14 protein-coding genes are annotated in these 18,445 nt (G+C 54.5%); 5 read left to right on the plus strand and 9 right to left on the minus strand.

What is annotated here, in order from left to right; all coding sequences use genetic code 11:
* Positions 1 to 25 precede the first annotated feature (25 nt).
* The 3 genes from MELB17_RS11700 to glnE form a co-directional block, all read right to left on the minus strand.
* Positions 26 to 769 (minus strand): 3-deoxy-D-manno-octulosonic acid kinase, encoded by a 744-nt coding sequence (locus tag MELB17_RS11700; RefSeq protein ID WP_007350455.1) that lies wholly within the window; start codon positions 767 to 769, stop codon positions 26 to 28.
* A 100-nt stretch (positions 770 to 869) separates the two neighbouring features.
* Positions 870 to 1,796, minus strand: coding sequence for a branched-chain amino acid transaminase (locus MELB17_RS11705; RefSeq protein WP_007350456.1), 927 nt, complete (start codon positions 1,794 to 1,796; stop codon positions 870 to 872).
* Positions 1,797 to 1,868: 72 nt separating this feature from the next.
* A complete protein-coding gene (gene glnE, locus MELB17_RS11710) occupies positions 1,869 to 4,769 on the minus strand; it encodes a bifunctional [glutamate--ammonia ligase]-adenylyl-L-tyrosine phosphorylase/[glutamate--ammonia-ligase] adenylyltransferase (RefSeq protein WP_007350457.1) in 2,901 nt (966 codons plus the stop codon).
* A 94-nt stretch (positions 4,770 to 4,863) separates the two neighbouring features.
* Between glnE and MELB17_RS11715 the strand changes: the two genes are divergently transcribed.
* Positions 4,864 to 6,024, plus strand: a complete 1,161-nt coding sequence (locus tag MELB17_RS11715) for a potassium channel family protein (RefSeq protein WP_007350458.1) — start codon at positions 4,864 to 4,866, stop codon at positions 6,022 to 6,024.
* A 26-nt stretch (positions 6,025 to 6,050) separates the two neighbouring features.
* Here MELB17_RS11715 and MELB17_RS11720 read toward each other — a convergent pair whose 3' ends face one another.
* The 6 genes from MELB17_RS11720 to typA form a co-directional block, all read right to left on the minus strand.
* On the minus strand, positions 6,051 to 6,977 hold the full coding sequence (locus tag MELB17_RS11720; protein WP_007350459.1) for a CYTH domain-containing protein: 927 nt from the start codon (positions 6,975 to 6,977) through the stop codon (positions 6,051 to 6,053).
* Between the two features lie 64 nt (positions 6,978 to 7,041).
* Positions 7,042 to 7,854 carry a DUF547 domain-containing protein gene (locus MELB17_RS11725; protein ID WP_227498885.1) on the minus strand — a complete coding sequence of 271 codons (813 nt, stop codon included), beginning with the start codon at positions 7,852 to 7,854 and terminating at the stop codon, positions 7,042 to 7,044.
* Positions 7,855 to 7,982: 128 nt separating this feature from the next.
* Positions 7,983 to 9,041 carry a porin gene (locus MELB17_RS11730; RefSeq protein ID WP_007350461.1) on the minus strand — a complete coding sequence of 353 codons (1,059 nt, stop codon included), beginning with the start codon at positions 9,039 to 9,041 and terminating at the stop codon, positions 7,983 to 7,985.
* A gap of 337 nt (positions 9,042 to 9,378) precedes the next feature.
* The gene (dtd, locus tag MELB17_RS11735; RefSeq protein ID WP_007350462.1) at positions 9,379 to 9,831 is read right to left on the minus strand and encodes a D-aminoacyl-tRNA deacylase; all 453 of its coding nucleotides are present in this window, start codon (positions 9,829 to 9,831) and stop codon (positions 9,379 to 9,381) included.
* A gap of 128 nt (positions 9,832 to 9,959) precedes the next feature.
* The gene (pip, locus tag MELB17_RS11740; protein ID WP_007350463.1) at positions 9,960 to 10,919 is read right to left on the minus strand and encodes a prolyl aminopeptidase; all 960 of its coding nucleotides are present in this window, start codon (positions 10,917 to 10,919) and stop codon (positions 9,960 to 9,962) included.
* A gap of 133 nt (positions 10,920 to 11,052) precedes the next feature.
* The gene (gene typA, locus MELB17_RS11745; RefSeq protein WP_007350464.1) at positions 11,053 to 12,864 is read right to left on the minus strand and encodes a translational GTPase TypA; all 1,812 of its coding nucleotides are present in this window, start codon (positions 12,862 to 12,864) and stop codon (positions 11,053 to 11,055) included.
* Positions 12,865 to 13,406: 542 nt separating this feature from the next.
* Between typA and glnA the strand changes: the two genes are divergently transcribed.
* From glnA to glnG, 4 genes are all read left to right on the plus strand, one after another.
* Positions 13,407 to 14,810, plus strand: coding sequence for a glutamate--ammonia ligase (gene glnA / locus MELB17_RS11750; protein ID WP_007350465.1), 1,404 nt, complete (start codon positions 13,407 to 13,409; stop codon positions 14,808 to 14,810).
* Between the two features lie 210 nt (positions 14,811 to 15,020).
* Positions 15,021 to 15,545, plus strand: coding sequence for a DUF4124 domain-containing protein (locus MELB17_RS11755; protein ID WP_007350466.1), 525 nt, complete (start codon positions 15,021 to 15,023; stop codon positions 15,543 to 15,545).
* Positions 15,546 to 15,663: 118 nt separating this feature from the next.
* Positions 15,664 to 16,806 (plus strand): nitrogen regulation protein NR(II), encoded by a 1,143-nt coding sequence (glnL, locus tag MELB17_RS11760; RefSeq protein WP_007350467.1) that lies wholly within the window; start codon positions 15,664 to 15,666, stop codon positions 16,804 to 16,806.
* Complete coding sequence (glnG, locus tag MELB17_RS11765; protein ID WP_007350468.1) at positions 16,803 to 18,227, plus strand: nitrogen regulation protein NR(I); 1,425 nt, start codon at positions 16,803 to 16,805, stop codon at positions 18,225 to 18,227. Before glnL ends, glnG begins: the two co-directional genes overlap by 4 nt.
* The last annotated feature ends 218 nt before the right edge of the window (positions 18,228 to 18,445 follow it).

The following is an 18,445-nucleotide window of genomic DNA, read 5'->3' on the forward strand; positions in this document are numbered from 1 at the left end:
TGCTCAGAAATATTACTTGCCAGGCTCAATAAGCATGATAGGCGCTTAGCAACTGCTGCCAATCCGCTGCCGTTTTTTGACTCATTTCGGGAGGGGTGATCTTGTCGATCGACCTTTTTAAGCGTTCAAGATTGCTTGCCTTCCATGGCGCATTTTCGCGGGAAGGAGGGTAACGCCGGCACTTGTCAAAATCAATCAGGTGCACAGCGCCAGGGCTAACAAGAATGTTAAAGCAGTTCAGGTCGGCGTGATAAACACCATTGTCATGAAACCTCCGTATAACTGAACCAACGCTCCGCCAAACTGAAGACTCCAGATCAGAAAGCTGCTCACCCATCGTGCTTGCGGCAAGGATACGGTTGATCAAGATACATGCGGAATACGAGGCGTCACCGCGGGTATACGAAGCGGCTACCGGCTCGGGTACCGGCAGACCCTCATCGAACAATTCCTGGAGCAGTTTCAGCTCATAAAACGATCGCACTTTTTTTTCACCGAGGAATAAGAAACGATCAGCGCTTATTCGAGAAACAATACCGCCACGTAAATACTGACGTAATACCCAACTGCGCTGGCCATCATCAATAAACCAGGCACTGCCTCTTCCGCCCTGTGACACAGATTCTAAAGCAACACCCCAATGCGATGATGAAAACCACTCACTGCGAAAAGTTTCAAGATACCGGTTACAGACCAGGTAATGGGCTGGGCGACCTTTGTCGCGAACAAGTTCTGCCACACCACCCTCACTTTGCACGCCGTGGTTCATGCGCTAAGTTGCTTTTACCAACAAGGCTTAGCCCCGGGTTCAAAGATAGCCAATGAAATATGAGCGCCGCGGATAGTGACGCTCATGGTTTATCCGCCAGTTATTTATTAACCACCGACAACCAATCCCGATGCTGGGGCGATTTGCCCTTCACGGCATCAAAGTACATGGCCTGCAGTTTTTCGGTCAACGGGCCACGTTTGCCGGTGCCAATGGCACGGCCGTCTAGCTCGCGAATGGGCAACACTTCGGCGGCGGTACCGGTGAAGAAGGCTTCTTCAGCTACGTAGACTTCGTCGCGGGTGATGCGGCGCTCTTTCACCTCAATGTTGAGTTCTTTGGCGAAGTCCAGAATGGTCTGGCGGGTGATACCTTCCAGGCAGGAGGTCAGCTCCGGTGTATGCAGCACGCCGTTGCGAAAAATAAACACATTCTCGCCAGAGCCTTCAGCCACGTAACCTTCGTTATCCAGCATCAGGGCTTCTTCACAACCGCTGGACACGGCTTCTTGCAGCGCCAACATGGAGTTAATGTAGTTGCCGTTAGCCTTTGCCTTACACATGGTAATGTTCACGTGGTGGCGGGTGTAAGACGACGTGCGCACCTTGATGCCGAGTTCTTTGGCTTCTGGCGACATATACGATGGCCAATTCCAGGCCGCGACCATTACGTGCGTTTTCAGGTTGTCGGCGCGCAGGCCCATGCCTTCGGAGCCATAAAATACCATTGGGCGCAGGTAGGCTTCGTCCAGATTGTTGTCCCGTACCGCAGACAGCTGGGCGGCGTTGATTTCGTCTTTGCTGAACGGCATTTTCATATTCAGAATGTGGGCTGAACGGAATAGCCGGTCGGTGTGATCTTTCATGCGGAAAATAGCGGCGCCTTCATCGGTGTTGTACGCTCGCACGCCTTCAAAACAGCCCAAACCATAATGCAGGGTGTGGGTCAGTACATGCACTTTGGCTTCACGCCAGGGCACCATTTCTCCATCTAGCCAAATAACACCATCACGATCAGCCATCGACATACTAGGTTGCTCCAGAAAAACAGTTTTGTGAGTTCGGTATTCTATCAGGATCACCGAAGAAAGTTTTGGCCGTTATTCAATCATGACTCGCTGCCAGATGGAACGGATAAAATCCCGCTCGGCGATAAAAGCCTCGCCAGACAAATGGCTGTTCAAATCTTGCAGAGTACGCCGATGAATGGCAGAGCGCAGCGCAATGTAGGCCGCACGCAGTGTTTTAACGTCGCTTGCGGGCAATACGCCGGCCTCACCTAATTCTTCCATTTGGCGAATATTGTCTGGCCAGCGAGTTAATGTGGGGTATTCCTCGCTCCAGGCCAGCATCAGGTATTGCACCAGAAACTCGATATCCACAATGCCACCCGGGTCCTGTTTGGCGTGGAACATCTCGGCTCGGCGGCTGGCGGGGGTGGCCAGGCTGGCGCGCATTTTTTCACGCATTGCCACTACTTCGCTGCGCAGCGCCAGACGGTCGCGGTGCTGGCACAGGGTACTCTTGCGGATCTGTTCAAAGCCTTCCAGAGTGCGCGGGCACCCCGCTATGCCGCGGGCGCGAGCCAGAGCTTGGTGTTCCCAGGTCCAGGCGTCGGTGTGTTGGTATTTTTCAAAGGCCTGCAAAGTGGTTACCAGCAGGCCCGAGCTGCCAGACGGGCGCAGCCGCATGTCCACATCGTAAAGCTGGCCGGAGGGTGTCTGGGTGCTCAGAATATGCACAATGCGCTGACCCAGGCGGGTATAGAACACCGCGTTGTCGATGGACTTTTCGCCATCGGTGCTTTGTTGGGGATCGGCGCTATAGACAAACACCAAGTCCAGATCGGAACTGTAACCCAGCTCAATACCGCCTAGCTTGCCATACCCAATCACCGCAAAATCCGAATCGCATACCGAACCATCGGCTCGCCGCGGATAGCCGTGGCGGCTGACCAGATTGGCAAAAGCGACATCCATCACGTGTTCCAGCACCACCTCGGCAATCCAGGTCAGATAATCGCTGACGTTCATCAGCGCCAGGGTACCTTTCATTTCAGCGGCCGCCACCCGCAAGGTGTGGGCTTTGCGGAAATGCCGCAAAGACTCCATCTGGTCTTCCAGATCTTCATAAGAGATGCGCAGCATCTGCTGGTGCAAGTCGTCCTGCAGTTCGGCTTTGGCGGGTGGGTAATACAAGCTTTCAGCGTTTAAAAGTTCGTCCAGTAGCAGCGGTGTGTCGGCCAGCTCGCGCGCTATCCAAGGGCTTTCACTGCACAAGGACACCAGTTGGGAACAGGCCCCCGGGTTTTCCAGTAACAACACCATATAAGCGGTTCGGCGCAGTATGGCTTCTATTAAAGGCTGCACCCGGCCAAAGGTATGGGACGGGTTTTCGACTTCGGTCAGGGTGGCCAGCAGCATGGGCATAAACTGGTGCAGGCGGTTTCGGCCCTGGGTCTGCAGCGACTTTATGGTGCGGCTGGTGCGCAGGTTGGTTAATGCGGCCAGAGTTTCTTCTGGCGCTTCAAAACCCTTTTCAACCAACCAGGCCAAGGCGGTCGGCTCGTCCATCTCGCAAAACCACAGCTCTTGCCAGCCTTCATCAAGGTTGTTTTGCGGGCTGTCGTCGTCATCACTGGTGATGATATTACTGAAGTGCGTAGCCACCTGCGCCCGGTGCTCGTCCAGCTGCTGCTGGCACAGCGGCCAGCTGTCGTAACCCATAATATGCGCCACTCGGGCACGGGCCAGGTCGGTATCCGGCAATAGCTGGGTTTGCTGGTCTTCCATGCCCTGTAGCGCGTGCTCCAGATTGCGCAGGAATACGTAGGCCGCCCGCAGCTCGCCTATCACCTGCGGCGGCAGCAGTTCCAGCTCCAGAAATTCGTTCAGCACCCGCAGTAATTCGCGCTGCTGCAGTTCCCGGTCCCGGCCACCGCGAATCAGCTGGAACGCCTGCACCACAAACTCGATTTCGCGGATGCCACCACTGCCTAACTTAATGTTGTTTTCCAGGCCTTTGCGGCGCACCTCGCGGCCAATCATGGCTTTCATACTGCGCAAGGATTCAAAAGCGCCGAAATCCACGTAGCGGCGATACACGAACGGCCGCAAGCTTTCCATCAGCACCACGCCGGCTTCTTGGTCGCCGGCTACTACCCGGGCCTTGACCATAGCATAGCGTTCCCAGTCGCGGCCCTGGTCTTGATAATAGGTTTCCAGCGCGGCAAAGCTCAGGGCCAGGGCGCCACTCTGGCCATAGGGCCGCAAGCGCATGTCTACCCGGAATACAAAACCGTCAGCGGTTATCTGGTCTAACGCCTGAATCAATCGCTGGCCAAGGCGAACAAAAAACTGCTGGTTGTCTAACGCCCGTCGCCCGTCGCGGGTTTCACCCTTGCTGGGAAAGGCGAATATCAGGTCTATATCGGAAGACACGTTCAGTTCGCGCCCGCCCAGTTTGCCCATGCCCAACACCACCATTTTTTGCGGTGCCTCTTCGCCGCTGACCGGGCTGATACCCCAGGGTGTGCCGAACTGTTCGCAAGCGCTGCCATAAAGCCAGCTTAGTGCGCCATTTATGCAGATATCGGCGAAACCGCTGGTGGCGGCCATGGTTTCGGCCAGGTCGGCCTGGCGCAGAAGATCGCGCCAGATAATACGAAACTGGGTTTCCCGGCGGAAACATCGCAAAGCCTGATGCAGGCCTGGCTCGTCACGAATGTGTGCCAGATATTCCAGCCAGCGCTGTTTCAGATAGGCGACGGTGGTGGGTTTGCTGAGGCAGCGCGAGGCCAGCAATTCACGTACCGCATCGGATTGCCGCTCCAGGGTTTGGCCCAAAAAAGGACTGCTGGCAATGGCCGCCGCCAGTAGCTCGGTGGTAATGGCGCCAGACTCTGTGAGCCAGGAAGGCACGCCGTCTGCGAAAATACCCGGCCAGCGCCCGGCAACGTCGGCAGCCAAAACCTGCGGCAGTGCGTTCCAAGGCTGAGACATAAAGCAAACCTCTGTTTCTCTGTTATATTTTTGGTTTAGTACCTTATTAAAGGTACTGTATAACGAATCAGACCCACAGGACACCAGCGCCCGGATGCTACGCAATCGTCGCCCATTGAACGCCGAACACTCTCAATCCTACGCTCAATCGCACTTGCCTATGAGCGGGTTGATCCGCAAGCGCATGAAAACACTTTTTTCGATGTTGATTGGGCTGCTAATCTTCCAGGTGTTGGTGATTTGGACAGTGGAAGACCTGACCCTGTTCGAATCGATATGGATGACCATGACCACCGTGTCGACCGTAGGCTACGGCGATTACGCGCCGCAAACCCTGATTGGCCGCTTAAGCACTATTATAGTGCTGTTTATAGGCGCCATTACGGTGCTCACGCTGATTATCAGCGACTTCATCGAATACCGGTTTTATCGCCGGGAACGTTCTCTACGCGGACTTTGGATTTACAAAATGAAAGAGCATATTGTTATCATCAACACACCGCAGCACGGCGGCGCGCAGTATTTTCTGCGCTTTGCGTCGCAAATACGCTCTAACCCGGGGTATGAAACCGTTCCTATCATGCTGCTTACCCGCCAGTTTCCAAACGGTTTACCACCCGAGTTAACGGATATGGGGCTGGTGCACTTTCATGGCACCGGGTCTGACCCGTCTGCTTTACAAGCGGTGCACGCCGGCAGCGCCCGGCACATTGTGGTACTAGCCACGGATGAAACCGACGCCAATTCCGACAGCATAACGTTCGACATTGCCCACCGCCTGAGTGAACTCAACCTGGGCTACCAAACCACCTCAGAATGTGTGGCCGATAGAAATCGCAGCCGCTTGAAAGCGCTTGGCATACGCGCAGTGATTCGGCCAGTACGCACCTACCCGGAAATTATGGTGCGCGCGGTGGTGGCGCCCGGCTCAGAGAAAGTGCTGGAAGACATGTTCAACTATGAACATGACCACCCCCACCGTTACGATTTGCTGTTGGAAGACCTGAATTGGGCCGACATCGTCAGCGCTTTGATTCGCCACGACATAGGCACCGCCCTGGCCTACATAGACGACGATGGCGAGGTGATTTGCCAGCCACCCATCAAACAACCGATCAAAGGCAAAGGCCTGATAGTGATGGTACGTTCCATCGAAACCCCGGGCCTGGAGGTGGTGAAAGAAGCCCTTGAGCGCTACCGGAAGTTTCTGGAAAAGTGGCGTAACAGCCAGGAAAGTGACAGCACCGATTCCTGAACGACCCACGGCTTCCCATTCCGTTTTTAATTGGCGCCCTGCTGGTCTGCTATTTGCCGCAGCATGGCCAACTGAGTTTGGCCTAACCAAGGCTGCTGTAACAAATCGCTGACCTTTGTTCCGCCTTGCAGTTGTTCAACAAGCTCTGACCAGGGCTGGCTCGCGGCACAGCCTGCGGCAAGTTGCGCCAGTGCACCGAGGTTCAGGCTCTTCATGTTTACGGATTGCTGCTTTAGCCAGCTCTGACTCAAACGCTGGAGCAGCTTGTTCAAGGAGGCTGTCGCCTCGCCGGCACTCTCACCGGCACTCTCACCAGCACTCTCACCGGCATTCTCAACAGCACGTGCATGAGCCATTGGTGCGTCCGCCAGAAAATAACCCTGCTCGGCTTTACTCACCAGATTCAAAAACACCGGGCAGTGTTGCGCCAGCTTTTGCGCCCAGATCAACAGGCTGTCAGGGTTGCCGGATTTTAGTTCAAATTCAACTTCGCAGAGCGCGCGACCTTGCCCGTTAGCAATTATTTCCCCGGTATCCACCGCCACTTCAATAACGGCATTATCGTTCGCCAGCATAATCACCTGGCGCTCAAAGTTGGTTTCAAACACCGGCGCCAGCCGCGCCAGATTCACGTTATCCGCCAGCGGTGTGTTTGCCAGCAAGCCCAGTTGCAGATTGGGGCCAGGAACCTCCCATTCCCATTCATTGCGATTATGAGCGCCGTTGACAAATTCGCCTTGGGTTTTCAGGGTTTGTAGGGTTCGGCCGCCAGCCTCCCGTAAACGCAGGGCAATGCGTTGACCGTTCAACTGATTGTCGGGGGTGTCGTAGTAAGTATTCACCAGGCGTTTGCACGCGCCCTTGCTAGCGTCCGCCTGCTGTAGCAGCCAAGCCACCGCCAGCGGAATCTGTTGCGGATGCAGAGTCAGTTTAATTTCCAGCTCTTGTGCCATCAATGCGCTTGCCCCATTCGGTGAATGCGTGCCAAAACTGGCAGATACTTGTCAGTGGGCCCGGTTACATGTCAGCCCGCAAACGGCTGAGGTCGCGCCCGTTCAGCGTTCCGTTGACACGCCAGTCATAAGGAATGTCGGGCGCAAGTATCAGGTCCTTAGCGAGCTCTGGCCGATAATGACGAACAAACGCTTCGACACCGCCGTAGGGTTCAAAATCGCTTTCAAACCAATCGAAAATACTAGACAGATGAAGTACGTTATCTGTCTTATTTAGAATAATGCCTTTATTGTCTTGCTTTAAAAACTGAACGCTTTGATCGTCCAGTTGCCTGTCAAGACGACTGGAAACGTAGGGTTCATGGCGCAAGTCCGGACAGCTCATGGAGGCGCAATTAATTGCCATATGCACCCGGGGGTCGCCCATCGCCCTCAAAACATCGTTCTCCAAAGCTCGGAGCGTGACATTTTCGCCACCCACGACACCAGCATTGTGAGCCCAGACCGGGTCCAACATGGAACCTAACGACCGCAACGTATGTAATGGCCAATGCTGCTGAACCATGTTCATTGAAAGAATATTGTAAGCGTTGAGGTAAAACGCCTTTTTTTGATCTTGCGTGTGCAAGCCTGCAATCGGGAACTCGGCTAAGGCCTGAACCAACGCTGCCCACTCCGGATCACCGGACAACGCCGAATAGTCGACCATCCGCGCCTGCATAGAGACCTTTTCACCCACGGAAGTATGTCGAGCCAGTAACTCTGCGTACTGCGCATTAAACGCCTGAAGCGCCTGCTCTGAATTGGCCTGAGCGTTACACATCGACGAGAAAGTGACCAAAATAAAGGCCATGGAACAATAAGAAATAAAGCGCATACCACCTCCACTGTTGCCGTATACGTTACCGCCTCGCTGATCAAATTTCACGAAAATGCTTAAAAAACCGGTGATCCGAAGATCACCGGTTTTTAATACTACCGAATTAACTCATTAACTGAGTTGAATTAGAAGTAGTAAACAGCACCAACAGAAGCGATGGTTTGCTCATCACCGCCAGCGGTAATGCCATCAGGATCGGCATAGTAAGTCGCGCCGTCGGCATTAGACAGGTAGCCTTCGAAGTAAACGTACATGTTATCAGACAGGTTGTGCAGAGCCTGCAGAACAACGGTGTCGTTCTTGTCGTTGGTTGCGTCAATGTCCTGAACCTGATAAGACAAGGAGAACTGATTGGCACCCATAGTATAAATACCAATTACACCGAAGATGTCTCTATCATCAGAACGAGTCTGATATTCACCAGACACACTCAGATCACCCATGTTGTAGGTGGCAAGCAAGCCGTAGGTGTTTTCGTTAGAGCCAGCAGCCGCTTCGTTGCTGTCCATCGCAACCGCCAGTGACAGAGCGTCTACTGAATAAGTTGCTGACAACTGGTACGGGTAAGCCTTGTCACCCTTTACGTCGCGCGTGGCAAGTACTGCTGGGTTAACAGTATTATCAATGAACTGTTCCGTTGTGGACTCGCCGTCGCCATTAATTTGAACGCCAGCGCCCAGAACCAGACCACCAAAAGACGGAGACTGATACTGAATCTGGTCGCCTTCGGAAGTTTTGCCCGCTGTGAAAATGTCGGAGCCAACTTCGTGGAAGTTGCCGATCTTGACAACGGCACGCTCATAAACGCCATCGTCAGAACCTACCCAGATTTGGCCAAAACTGTCGCTTTTCACACCAATATAAGCTTCATCAAGATTATTAATGCCGGAGCTTTTCGATTTGTTGTCAGCGTTAATACCTTCAAGCTCTAGCTTGAAGAAGCCAGTAAGGCCCGGAGCGATTTTATGTTCGTGCTTTACGCCTAAGGTTGTACCGTTGTCAGCGTGCTCAACAGAAGAGCCAGCACCGTCAACGTCGGTTTGCTTGAGAACGTATTGGATGTTGCCGTATACAGACGGCATGGAATCCAACCTTGCAGCCAGCTCAGAAGCGTTTTCCATTGCCAGTGCAGTGCCTGAGAAGGAAATGGCAGCGATAGCTGATGCAATCAGTGTTTTTTTCATTTTTACGTCTTCCTTTTAGGGTTTTATTCAGGTTTTAACGTCGAGATGAATCCCGATTTTAGGTACCGATTATCAGCTTGAGTAAGCTAAATCATCCATAAACTCTATGTCACTTTCGTGACACACTCTGACTGACGTTGTAACTCTCTACTTATTTCTTATTGTCCGGCTTGGCTCTCAATGAGTTAGCGAGCGTTTTTCATGCGTCGCATTACCTGCCCTTTCTAATACACCAATAGAACTTTTGCAAATTCTTAATGTGCATTTATCGGCTTTTTTAGCGATTTCTTTGCATATTTAATAATCAAAAAATCTATCTTTACAATTTTTCGGCTATTCATGCAGCCTTCGACTGCAGTAAAAATGTGACAGGGCCATCGTTTATAAGCCCCACCTGCATATCCGCGCCAAATTTACCCTGTTCCACTTTGTCTTTGCCCAGGGTGCTGAAAGCTTCCACCACAAACTGGCTGTACAGCTCACGGGCGGTGTCCGGTGCAGCTGCCTTGGAGAAGCTGGCGCGCGCGCCAGTGCTGGTGTCGGCGGCCAACGTAAATTGGGGAACAACCAGCAGACTGCCGCCGAGACTTTTCAGACTCAGATTCATGCGGCCTTGCTGATCGGGGAAAATACGGTAATTGATGGTTCGCTGGCACAGGTCTTTTGCCTGCTGCGGCGTGTCAGACTGCTCGATTCCCAGCAATAATAAAACACCGCGGCCAATACTCGCGATGGTATTGCCGTCGACGGTGACCTTGGCTTCTGTCACACGTTGGAGCAGTGCTTTCATTCGAAATCCCCGTAGGTGGGAGTCGACAGTTTATTACGAACCGGCAAGAGTTTATCCATGCTGGCTCAGGATGGCAACCCCACGGGGGCCGGTACCTGACTTTGTCCTCTTTCTTGTCGGATTTTTTGTCAGCCCGCCCGCTCGAATTTTGCGGCTACGTTTTCCACCGCACGCATCAGGGCGTCTACAATGGCGGGCTCTGACGCGCTATGGCCGGCATCGCGAATAATCTGCAAATCCGCTTGTGGCCAGGCGCGGCTAAGAGCCAGCGCGTTGTCCAGCGGGCACACCATGTCGTAACGGCCGTGCACAATGACCGCAGGGATGTTTGCCAGTTTGTGGGCATCGCGCACGATTTGATCGGGTTCAAGAAACGACTGATTCATAAAGTAGTGACATTCGATACGCGCCAAGGCAATCGCCACACGGGGGTGGCCAAAGTGTTCGACCACGTCCGGATTGGGGTGCAAGGTGGCGCAGCGCCCTTCCCAAATAGACCAGGCCTTTGCCGCCTGAATCTGCTCCAGTTCATTGCGACTGGTGAGGCGCTTGTAGTAGGCCGGCACCATATCGCCACGCTCGTGTTCTGGAATCTGCGCCAGGTAATCTTCCCAGTAGTCAGGGAACACCCGGCTGGCGCCGTTCTGGTAGAACCAGTGAATATCTTCGGGCCGGCACAGAAAAATACCCCGCAACACCATGCCCGTTACCCGCTGCGGATGGGCCTGCGCGTACACCAGGCTTAAGGTGGAGCCCCAGCTGCCACCGAACAGCAGCCACTGGTCAATACCCAAAAACTCACGCAGGGTTTCTATATCCGCTATCAAACGGTCGGTACTGTTGTTTGCAAGCTCCGCCAGCGGCGTTGAGCGCCCTGCGCCGCGCTGGTCCATCAGAATAATGCGGAACCGTTCGGCATCAAAAAAACGCCGGTGGTAATCCTCGCAACCTGCACCGGGGCCGCCGTGTATAAACAGCACCGGTATACCCTTAGGGTTACCACTTTCTTCAATGTAAAGTTGATGGGGCTCTTCAACCGCCAGCCGGTGTGTGGCGTAGGGCTTTATATCGGGGAACAAGGTGCGCATGGCAGCTCCGCAGTCATAGGAATGATTGCGATAGTGTAGCGAAGTTACCGCGCAGCAGGGGCACGATTGATGAACGGCACAAAAAAAACCGGCCGCTGTTTCCAGCGGCCGGTTTTTCAGTACGCTGCCAGCGTTACTTCTTGCCGGCGCGCTTACGATCGTTTTCAGTCAGGTGCTTCTTGCGCAAACGGATCGACTTGGGCGTTACTTCCACCAGCTCGTCGTCGTCAATAAACTCCAGCGCCTGCTCCAGGGTGTGTTTGATGGGCGGGACCAAAGGAATCACTTCGTCTTTGCCAGACGCGCGCATGTTATCCAGTTTCTTACCCTTGGTTGGGTTGATCACCAGATCGCTGTCGCGGCTGTGAATGCCACACAACTGGCCTTCGTAAACAGACTGGCCTGGGTCAAGGAACAGCTTGCCGCGGCTTTGCAGGGTTTCCAGCGAGTAAGTCAGCGCCGTGCCTGTGGCCATGGAAACCAGAACGCCGTTCTGGCGACTGGCGACTTCACCGGCCTTGATCGGGCCGTAATGGCTGAAGGTCGAAGTCAGAATACCGGTACCGGATGTCATGGTCAGAAACGAGTTCCGAAAGCCAATTAGGCCGCGGGCCGGAATGATGTATTCCAGGCGCATGCGACCTTTACCATCGGGAACCATATTGGTGAGTTCGCCCCTGCGCAATCCAAACTGCTCCATCAACGGGCCTTGGTGCTGCTCTTCAAGGTCAACGATGACATTTTCATAGGGCTCTTGCTTCACCCCATCCACTACCTTGATGACCACTTCCGGGCGGCCTACGGCCAGCTCGAAGTTTTCCCGACGCATGTTTTCAATCAACACCGACAGGTGCAGCTCGCCACGGCCAGACACCTTGAACTTGTCCATGGTGTCGCCGTCTTCAACCCGCAGGGCTACGTTGTACAGCAGCTCTTTTTCAAGGCGATCTTTGAGGTTACGGCTGGTCACGAACTTGCCTTCTCTACCGCAGAAGGGCGAATCGTTGACCTGAAACGTCATGGACACGGTGGGCTCGTCAACCGTCAGCGGCGGCAAAGCCTCTACGTTATTGATGTCACACAGGGTGTCGGAGATGTGAATCTGGTCCAGACCGCTGACACAAATAATATCGCCAGCCTGGGCTTCGTCCACTTCAACCCGATGCAGGCCAGAGTGGCCCATAATTTTCAAAATACGGCCCTGGCGCTTTTTGCCGTCGGTGCCGATGGCAATCACCTGTGTGTTGGTTTTTATCTTGCCGCGGGCAATGCGACCAATACCGATAACGCCCAGAAAACTGTTGTAGTCCAGCTGCGATATCTGCATTTGGAAAGCACCTTCCCGATCAACATTCGGTGCCGGCACGTGGTCAACGATGGCCTGAAATACCGGGTCCATGTTGTCGATCAGGTTTTCATGCTCCAAACCGGAAATACCGTTAAGCGCACTGGCGTAAACAATCGGGAAGTCCAGCTGCTCGTCGGTAGCGCCCAGGCTGTCAAACAGGTCAAATACCTGCTCTACAACCCAGTCCGGGCGGGCGCCCGGGCGGTCAATTTTGTTAACGATGACAATCGGGCGCAAACCCGCAGCAAAGGCTTTCTGGGTTACAAAGCGAGTTTGTGGCATCGGGCCGTCGATGGAATCAACCACCAACAGCACACAGTCCACCATGCTCATTACACGTTCCACTTCGCCGCCAAAATCGGCGTGCCCCGGGGTGTCTACGATATTGATGTCGTAGCCGTTCCATTTCAGCGCGGTGTTTTTGGCCAAAATAGTGATGCCACGTTCTTTTTCCTGATCGTTGGAATCCATAACGCGCTCGCTTTCGAGCTCTTTACGGTCCAGGGTGCCAGAGAGGCGCAGCAGTTTGTCGACCAGCGTGGTTTTACCATGGTCAACGTGGGCAATAATGGCGATATTACGAAGCTTTTCAATCACAACTTTAGTCCTGCGGCGTGCTTACAATGACCTGAGAGGACGTTAAGGAGGCTGGGCCTCACCTGGACCGTCTCAAATCTATAAAATGAACCCATTCGCTGGCACTGGGCGTGGCCAGGCTCCGGCACGAGGTAATCGCCAGAGCAATGAGGGTCGCGCATTATAGCGAAAAGTCGGTTTCGATAATATGCGCGTGAATGTTTATTTCTTAAACAATTTACGCACCAGTATTGGGCGAAAAACAGAAAGCCGCACAAATGTGGTGCAAGGGTGACCGTTCAAGGACCTTAAACAGAGCTTACACCCTGCATGCTAGCCCGCCATTCTGTAGAATTCAGGCCCCTAGGCTTGGATACATTGAAACTGGCAGGTTGTTTGCTTGGCCTTGTACAAAGGCCGAGACATAGCCCGTGACATAGCCCGTGACAAGGCGACTAACGGCCGCTTAAAAGGAAGGTAACTCACACAGGCATTTGCTAAGCTGCGCAAATCCTGACACAGATTGGCTTTCACACCCCCCCCCCCCCCAACGGAGCATGCAAATGTCCAAGACCATTGATTTGATCACCCAGCACGATGTGAAGTGGATCGACTTACGTTTTACCGATACCCACGGCAAAGAACACCACGTAACCATACCAGCCACCGAAGCCTCTGAAGACTTTTTCATCGACGGCAAGATGTTCGATGGTTCTTCGATTTCTGGCTGGAAAGGCATCAACGAATCCGACATGATTCTGATGCCAGATGACACCAGCGCAGTGGTTGACCCGTTCACCGAAGAGTCCACCGTCAACATCAGCTGCGACATTGTGGAACCCACCACCATGCAAGGCTACGAACGCGACCCTCGTTCAGTAGCGCGCCGGACCGAGGAATACCTGAAGTCTACCGGCATCGCCGACAGCGCTTTGTTTGGCCCTGAGCCCGAGTTCTTTGTGTTCGATTCGGTGAAATGGAAGACTGATATGCAGGGCTCCATGTACGAAATTCATTCTGAAGAGGCTGCCTGGTCGTCCGACAAAGATTTTGATGGCAATAACACTGGCCATCGCCCGCGCGTAAAAGGCGGCTACTTCCCGGTGCCTCCGGTAGACAGCCTGCACGACCTGCGTGGTGCCATGTGCGGCGCCATGGCGTCTATGGGCCTGGAAATTGAAGTGCATCACCATGAAGTGGGTACTGCTGGCCAGTGCGAAATTGGCGTTGGCGCGGCAACCCTGACGCGAAAAGCCGATGAAGTGCAGATTCTGAAATACTGCGTGCACAACGTGGCCCATGCCTACGGCAAAACAGCCACATTTATGCCCAAGCCAGTCGTGGGTGATAACGGCTCGGGTATGCACGTACACATGTCGTTGAGCAAAGATGGCAAGAACCTGTTTGCCGGCGACAGCTATGCTGGTCTGAGTGAGATGGCGTTGTATTACGTTGGCGGCATCATCAAGCACGCCAAAGCGATAAATGCTTTCACCAACCCCGCCACCAACAGCTACAAGCGTTTGGTGCCGCACTATGAAGCCCCGGTTATGCTGGCCTATTCCGCTCGCAACCGCTCGGCTTCTATCCGTATTCCCTACGTTAACAGCCCGAAGGCACGCCGCGTTGAAGTGCGTTTCCCAGACCCGGCGGCTAACCCTTACCTGGCATTTTCAGCGCTGATCATGGCCGGCCTGGACGGCATTCAGAACAAGATTCATCCTGGCGACGCCATGGACAAAGATCTTTACGACCTACCAAAAGAAGAAGCGCTGAACATCCCAAAAGTGGCCGAGACCCTGCAAGAAGCGCTGCAGTGCCTGGAAGCCGATCACGAGTTTTTGACCCGTGGCGGCGTGTTCACCGAAGACATGATTCGCGCCTATATTGACCTTAAGCGTGCTGACGTAGAGCGTATGAACATGACCACTCACCCGGTTGAGTTCGAACTCTACTATTCTTGCTAAACAGGTGACGTCACACAGGTGACACATCGCCAACGCCCGGGTTAACGAAAGCCCAGGCAATGGCACAAAAAAACCGGAGCGGCTGCCCATCAGCCCCCCCGGTTTTTTTGTGTCTGCGATTTTTTTATGTCTGCATGGCCATCGAGCGGCGTTGAAATAAAGCGGCCGGGCGCTGATAATCAAACTCATATACAGTCCCGAGGAAAGCGTATGAAACCGACTATTATGATTGCTGCTGCAACCCTGTTGCTGATCAACGGAGCGGCGCAGGCCGAGGTGTATCGCCAGGTAGACGCCCAAGGCAATGTGACTTTTTCTGACGAGCCCTCTTCTGGCGCCGAAGCCATACAGGTAAGGCCGGTAACCACCATTACGCTGCCGAAAATGCAGGATTTGGAACAGCTTGAGCAACCGCCGCAGCAGGAACAGCCGCCAAGCCCCCTTTATGAGCTGGTGAGGATTGTTTATCCGCGAAATAACGAGGCGTTCCACAGCGGCAATGGCGACGTAGAATTCAGCGTAATCAGCAGCCCGCAACTGCGCGATGGGCACAAGTACGAAGTAACCCTGGACGGCCAGCCCGTTGGCCAAAGCACATCAAGCACTATTTTGGTGCCGCAGATTGACCGTGGCACCCATCAAGCCGGAGTCAACATCGTGAACAGCAGTGGTGTTCAGGTTGGTTCGGGCACTGGCATTACCTTCACCATCCACCGCCCTTCCCGCCTAAACTGAGGGTTCGCCCGGATGTGATTAGCGCTGATGGCTCTTAGCCTGGCCCGGTTCTTGCTTTTTTTAGACCCAGGCCGTCTGCCAAAGCCAGACCCACTCAAATACAGCGAACCCGCTTGTTATGGCTAACGCTTCAAACTCGGTGACCGGTTACCCACACATTGTTGACAGCCTGAGCACCGCTCTGTTGGTGATGGACCGCAATCTGCTTATTCACTATATGAACCCAGCCGCCGAAAATCTGCTGGCAGTGAGCGCAACCCGCAGCCATGGCATGGCCTTCAGCGGTATTGTGCTGGTTGCCGGCGATACCGAACGCCGGCTGAAAGCAGCAGCCGACCACGGTCGGTCGTTCAGCCAGCATGAAGCTGAGTACATGTTGATGAACGGTGCGCGCATGATCGTGGATTACACGGTAACGCCGATTAACTCGGAAGGTGATTTGCTGCTGGAAATCTGGCGCCGCGACCAACTGCTGCGCATTAACCGTGAAGAAGACATACTGTCGCAGCAGGAAACCAATCGGGTGCTGGTGCGCGGTATGGCGCACGAAATCAAAAATCCCCTGGGCGGTATACGCGGCGCCGCGCAACTGCTGGACCGCGAGTTGCAGAGCGCCGAACTGCGTGAATACACCCAAGTGATCATCGACGAAGCCGATAGGCTGCGTAGCCTGGTTGACCGCATGCTGGGGCCCAACAAAGCGCCCAGGCTCATCCGCACCAACATCCACGAGGTTCTGGAACGGGTGCGCGCGCTGCTAGAAGCCGAAAGCCACGGCAAACTGACGCTCAAGCGGGATTACGACCCCAGCCTGCCGGAGTTCTGCGCTGACCGCGAACAGCTGATTCAGGCATTTTTGAATATTGCCCGCAACGCGATGGAAGCTTGCCTGGAAAGACCTGACGGCCCTGGCAAATCTGATAGCCGTGATCGCCCTCACAGCTGTAGCAACCCGTCGAGCAACACCAGCGAGCCCGCCACCGTAACCTTCCGCACCCGTACCCTGCGCCAGTTCACCATAGGCCCGGTCCGTCACCGTTTGGTATGCCGGATAGACGTCATAGACAACGGCCCGGGCATCAGCCCACAGCTGCAACAGAATATTTTTTACCCGATGATCAGCGGGCGCGCCAGCGGTAATGGCCTGGGGCTGGCCATTACCCAGAGCATTATTGGCCGCCACCATGGACTGGTGGAATGTAACAGTGAACCCGGACACACCAACTTTGTTATTTATCTGCCCATCGAGGAGTGCACATGAGTACGTCTACAGTGGCCTGGATTATTGATGACGATCGCAGCATCCGCTGGGTACTGGACCGAGCGCTGACCCAAGCCGGGCTGCGTACCCGCAGCTTCGACAACGGTGACAACATCATGCGCCAGCTCGAGCACGAGCAGCCCGACGTCATCATCAGCGACATTCGCATGCCGGGTATAGACGGCCTGAGCCTGTTGGCGCGCATTGCCGAGAGCCACCCCGGCCTGCCGGTGATTATCATGACCGCCCATTCCGACCTGGAAAGCGCCGTGAGCAGCTACCAGACAGGCGCGTTTGATTACCTGCCAAAACCGTTTGACCTGGACGACGCCGTGGCTCTGGTTCGGCGCGCCGCCGGCCACAGCCGCGAACGTCGTGCAAAAACCGACAGCGTTCATGATAAGGCCGCAGGCGGCGCCGAAATCATTGGCGAAGCACCGGCCATGCAAGAGGTGTTTCGCGCCATAGGCCGGCTGTCGCACTCTAATATTACCGTGCTGATTAACGGCGAAAGCGGCACCGGCAAAGAGCTGGTAGCACAAGCCCTGCACAACCACAGCCCGCGCACCGGGCAGCCGTTTATTGCGCTGAATATGGCCGCGATTCCAAAAGACTTGGTGGAGTCAGAACTGTTCGGCCACGAGAAAGGCGCGTTCACCGGCGCTGCAGCTACGCGCCAGGGGCGCTTCGAACAAGCCGACGGCGGCACCCTGTTTCTGGACGAAATTGGTGACATGCCCGCAGACAGTCAGACCCGCCTACTGCGAGTATTGGCCGATGGTGAATTCTACCGGGTGGGTGGCACCACAGCGGTCAAGGTGGATGTGCGCATTATTGCCGCCACTCATCAAAACCTGGAAACCCTGGTGCAGGCCGGCAGCTTTCGCGAAGACCTGTTCCACCGCCTGAACGTGATACGCATACACTTACCACGGCTGACCGAGCGCCGCGAAGACATACCGCAACTGCTGAGCTATTTTCTCAAACGTGCGGCAAAAGAGCTGAATGTAGACGCCAAGCTGCTGCGCCCAGACGCCGAGGCTTACTTGTCTACCCTGCCCTGGCCCGGCAATGTGCGCCAGCTGGAAAACACCTGTCGCTGGTTAACGGTGATGGCCAGCGGCCGTGAAGTTCACGTCGACGACCTGCCGCCAGAGCTGCGCCAGCAAGCTGCCAGCAGCGCCACCGGCAAAACCTGGCAGGAGGCTCTTAGCCTTTGGGCGGAACAGGAGTTCAAGCGCGGCCGCAGTGATCTGCTGACCGGCGCGCTGCCGGAATTTGAAAAAATCATGATCAACGCAGCCCTGCACCATACCGCAGGCCGCCGCCGTGACGCCTCCTTGTTACTGGGCTGGGGCCGCAACACTTTAACCCGTAAAATCAATGAACTGGAGTTGAATTCGGCGGATTCACTGGACTAAAAAAACCCCAATGATTGGTCTTGGGGACAGATTTGAAATCTGTCCCCTATCTTGCTTCCCTGTCCTTAGAGACAGATTTCGAATCTGTCCCTCTATCTTGTTCACTGTCCTTAGGGACAGATTTTAAATCTGCCCCTAATATTGCTCCCTGTATTGACAAGCACCAGAGAAAAAGTCCTTATGTTACTAAGGCTGATTTTGCCAACTGTGAACGCCCC

This window comes from Marinobacter sp. ELB17, assembly GCF_000169375.1.
In the GTDB taxonomy this organism is placed as follows: domain Bacteria; phylum Pseudomonadota; class Gammaproteobacteria; order Pseudomonadales; family Oleiphilaceae; genus Marinobacter.

What these genes read in the sequence shown, in the direction of transcription:
- MELB17_RS11700 (WP_007350455.1), bottom strand. Translation starts at nt 769, where the DNA reads ATGAACCACGGCGTGCAAAGTGAGGGTGGTGTGGCAGAACTTGTTCGC.
- MELB17_RS11755 (WP_007350466.1), top strand. Translation starts at nt 15,021, where the DNA reads ATGAAACCGACTATTATGATTGCTGCTGCAACCCTGTTGCTGATCAAC.
- glnE (WP_007350457.1), bottom strand. Translation starts at nt 4,769, where the DNA reads ATGTCTCAGCCTTGGAACGCACTGCCGCAGGTTTTGGCTGCCGACGTT.
- MELB17_RS11730 (WP_007350461.1), bottom strand. Translation starts at nt 9,041, where the DNA reads ATGAAAAAAACACTGATTGCATCAGCTATCGCTGCCATTTCCTTCTCA.
- glnA (WP_007350465.1), top strand. Translation starts at nt 13,407, where the DNA reads ATGTCCAAGACCATTGATTTGATCACCCAGCACGATGTGAAGTGGATC.
- MELB17_RS11715 (WP_007350458.1), top strand. Translation starts at nt 4,864, where the DNA reads ATGCTACGCAATCGTCGCCCATTGAACGCCGAACACTCTCAATCCTAC.
- dtd (WP_007350462.1), bottom strand. Translation starts at nt 9,831, where the DNA reads ATGAAAGCACTGCTCCAACGTGTGACAGAAGCCAAGGTCACCGTCGAC.
- MELB17_RS11725 (WP_227498885.1), bottom strand. Translation starts at nt 7,854, where the DNA reads ATGCGCTTTATTTCTTATTGTTCCATGGCCTTTATTTTGGTCACTTTC.
- MELB17_RS11720 (WP_007350459.1), bottom strand. Translation starts at nt 6,977, where the DNA reads ATGGCACAAGAGCTGGAAATTAAACTGACTCTGCATCCGCAACAGATT.
- glnL (WP_007350467.1), top strand. Translation starts at nt 15,664, where the DNA reads ATGGCTAACGCTTCAAACTCGGTGACCGGTTACCCACACATTGTTGAC.
- glnG (WP_007350468.1), top strand. Translation starts at nt 16,803, where the DNA reads ATGAGTACGTCTACAGTGGCCTGGATTATTGATGACGATCGCAGCATC.
- MELB17_RS11705 (WP_007350456.1), bottom strand. Translation starts at nt 1,796, where the DNA reads ATGTCGATGGCTGATCGTGATGGTGTTATTTGGCTAGATGGAGAAATG.
- pip (WP_007350463.1), bottom strand. Translation starts at nt 10,919, where the DNA reads ATGCGCACCTTGTTCCCCGATATAAAGCCCTACGCCACACACCGGCTG.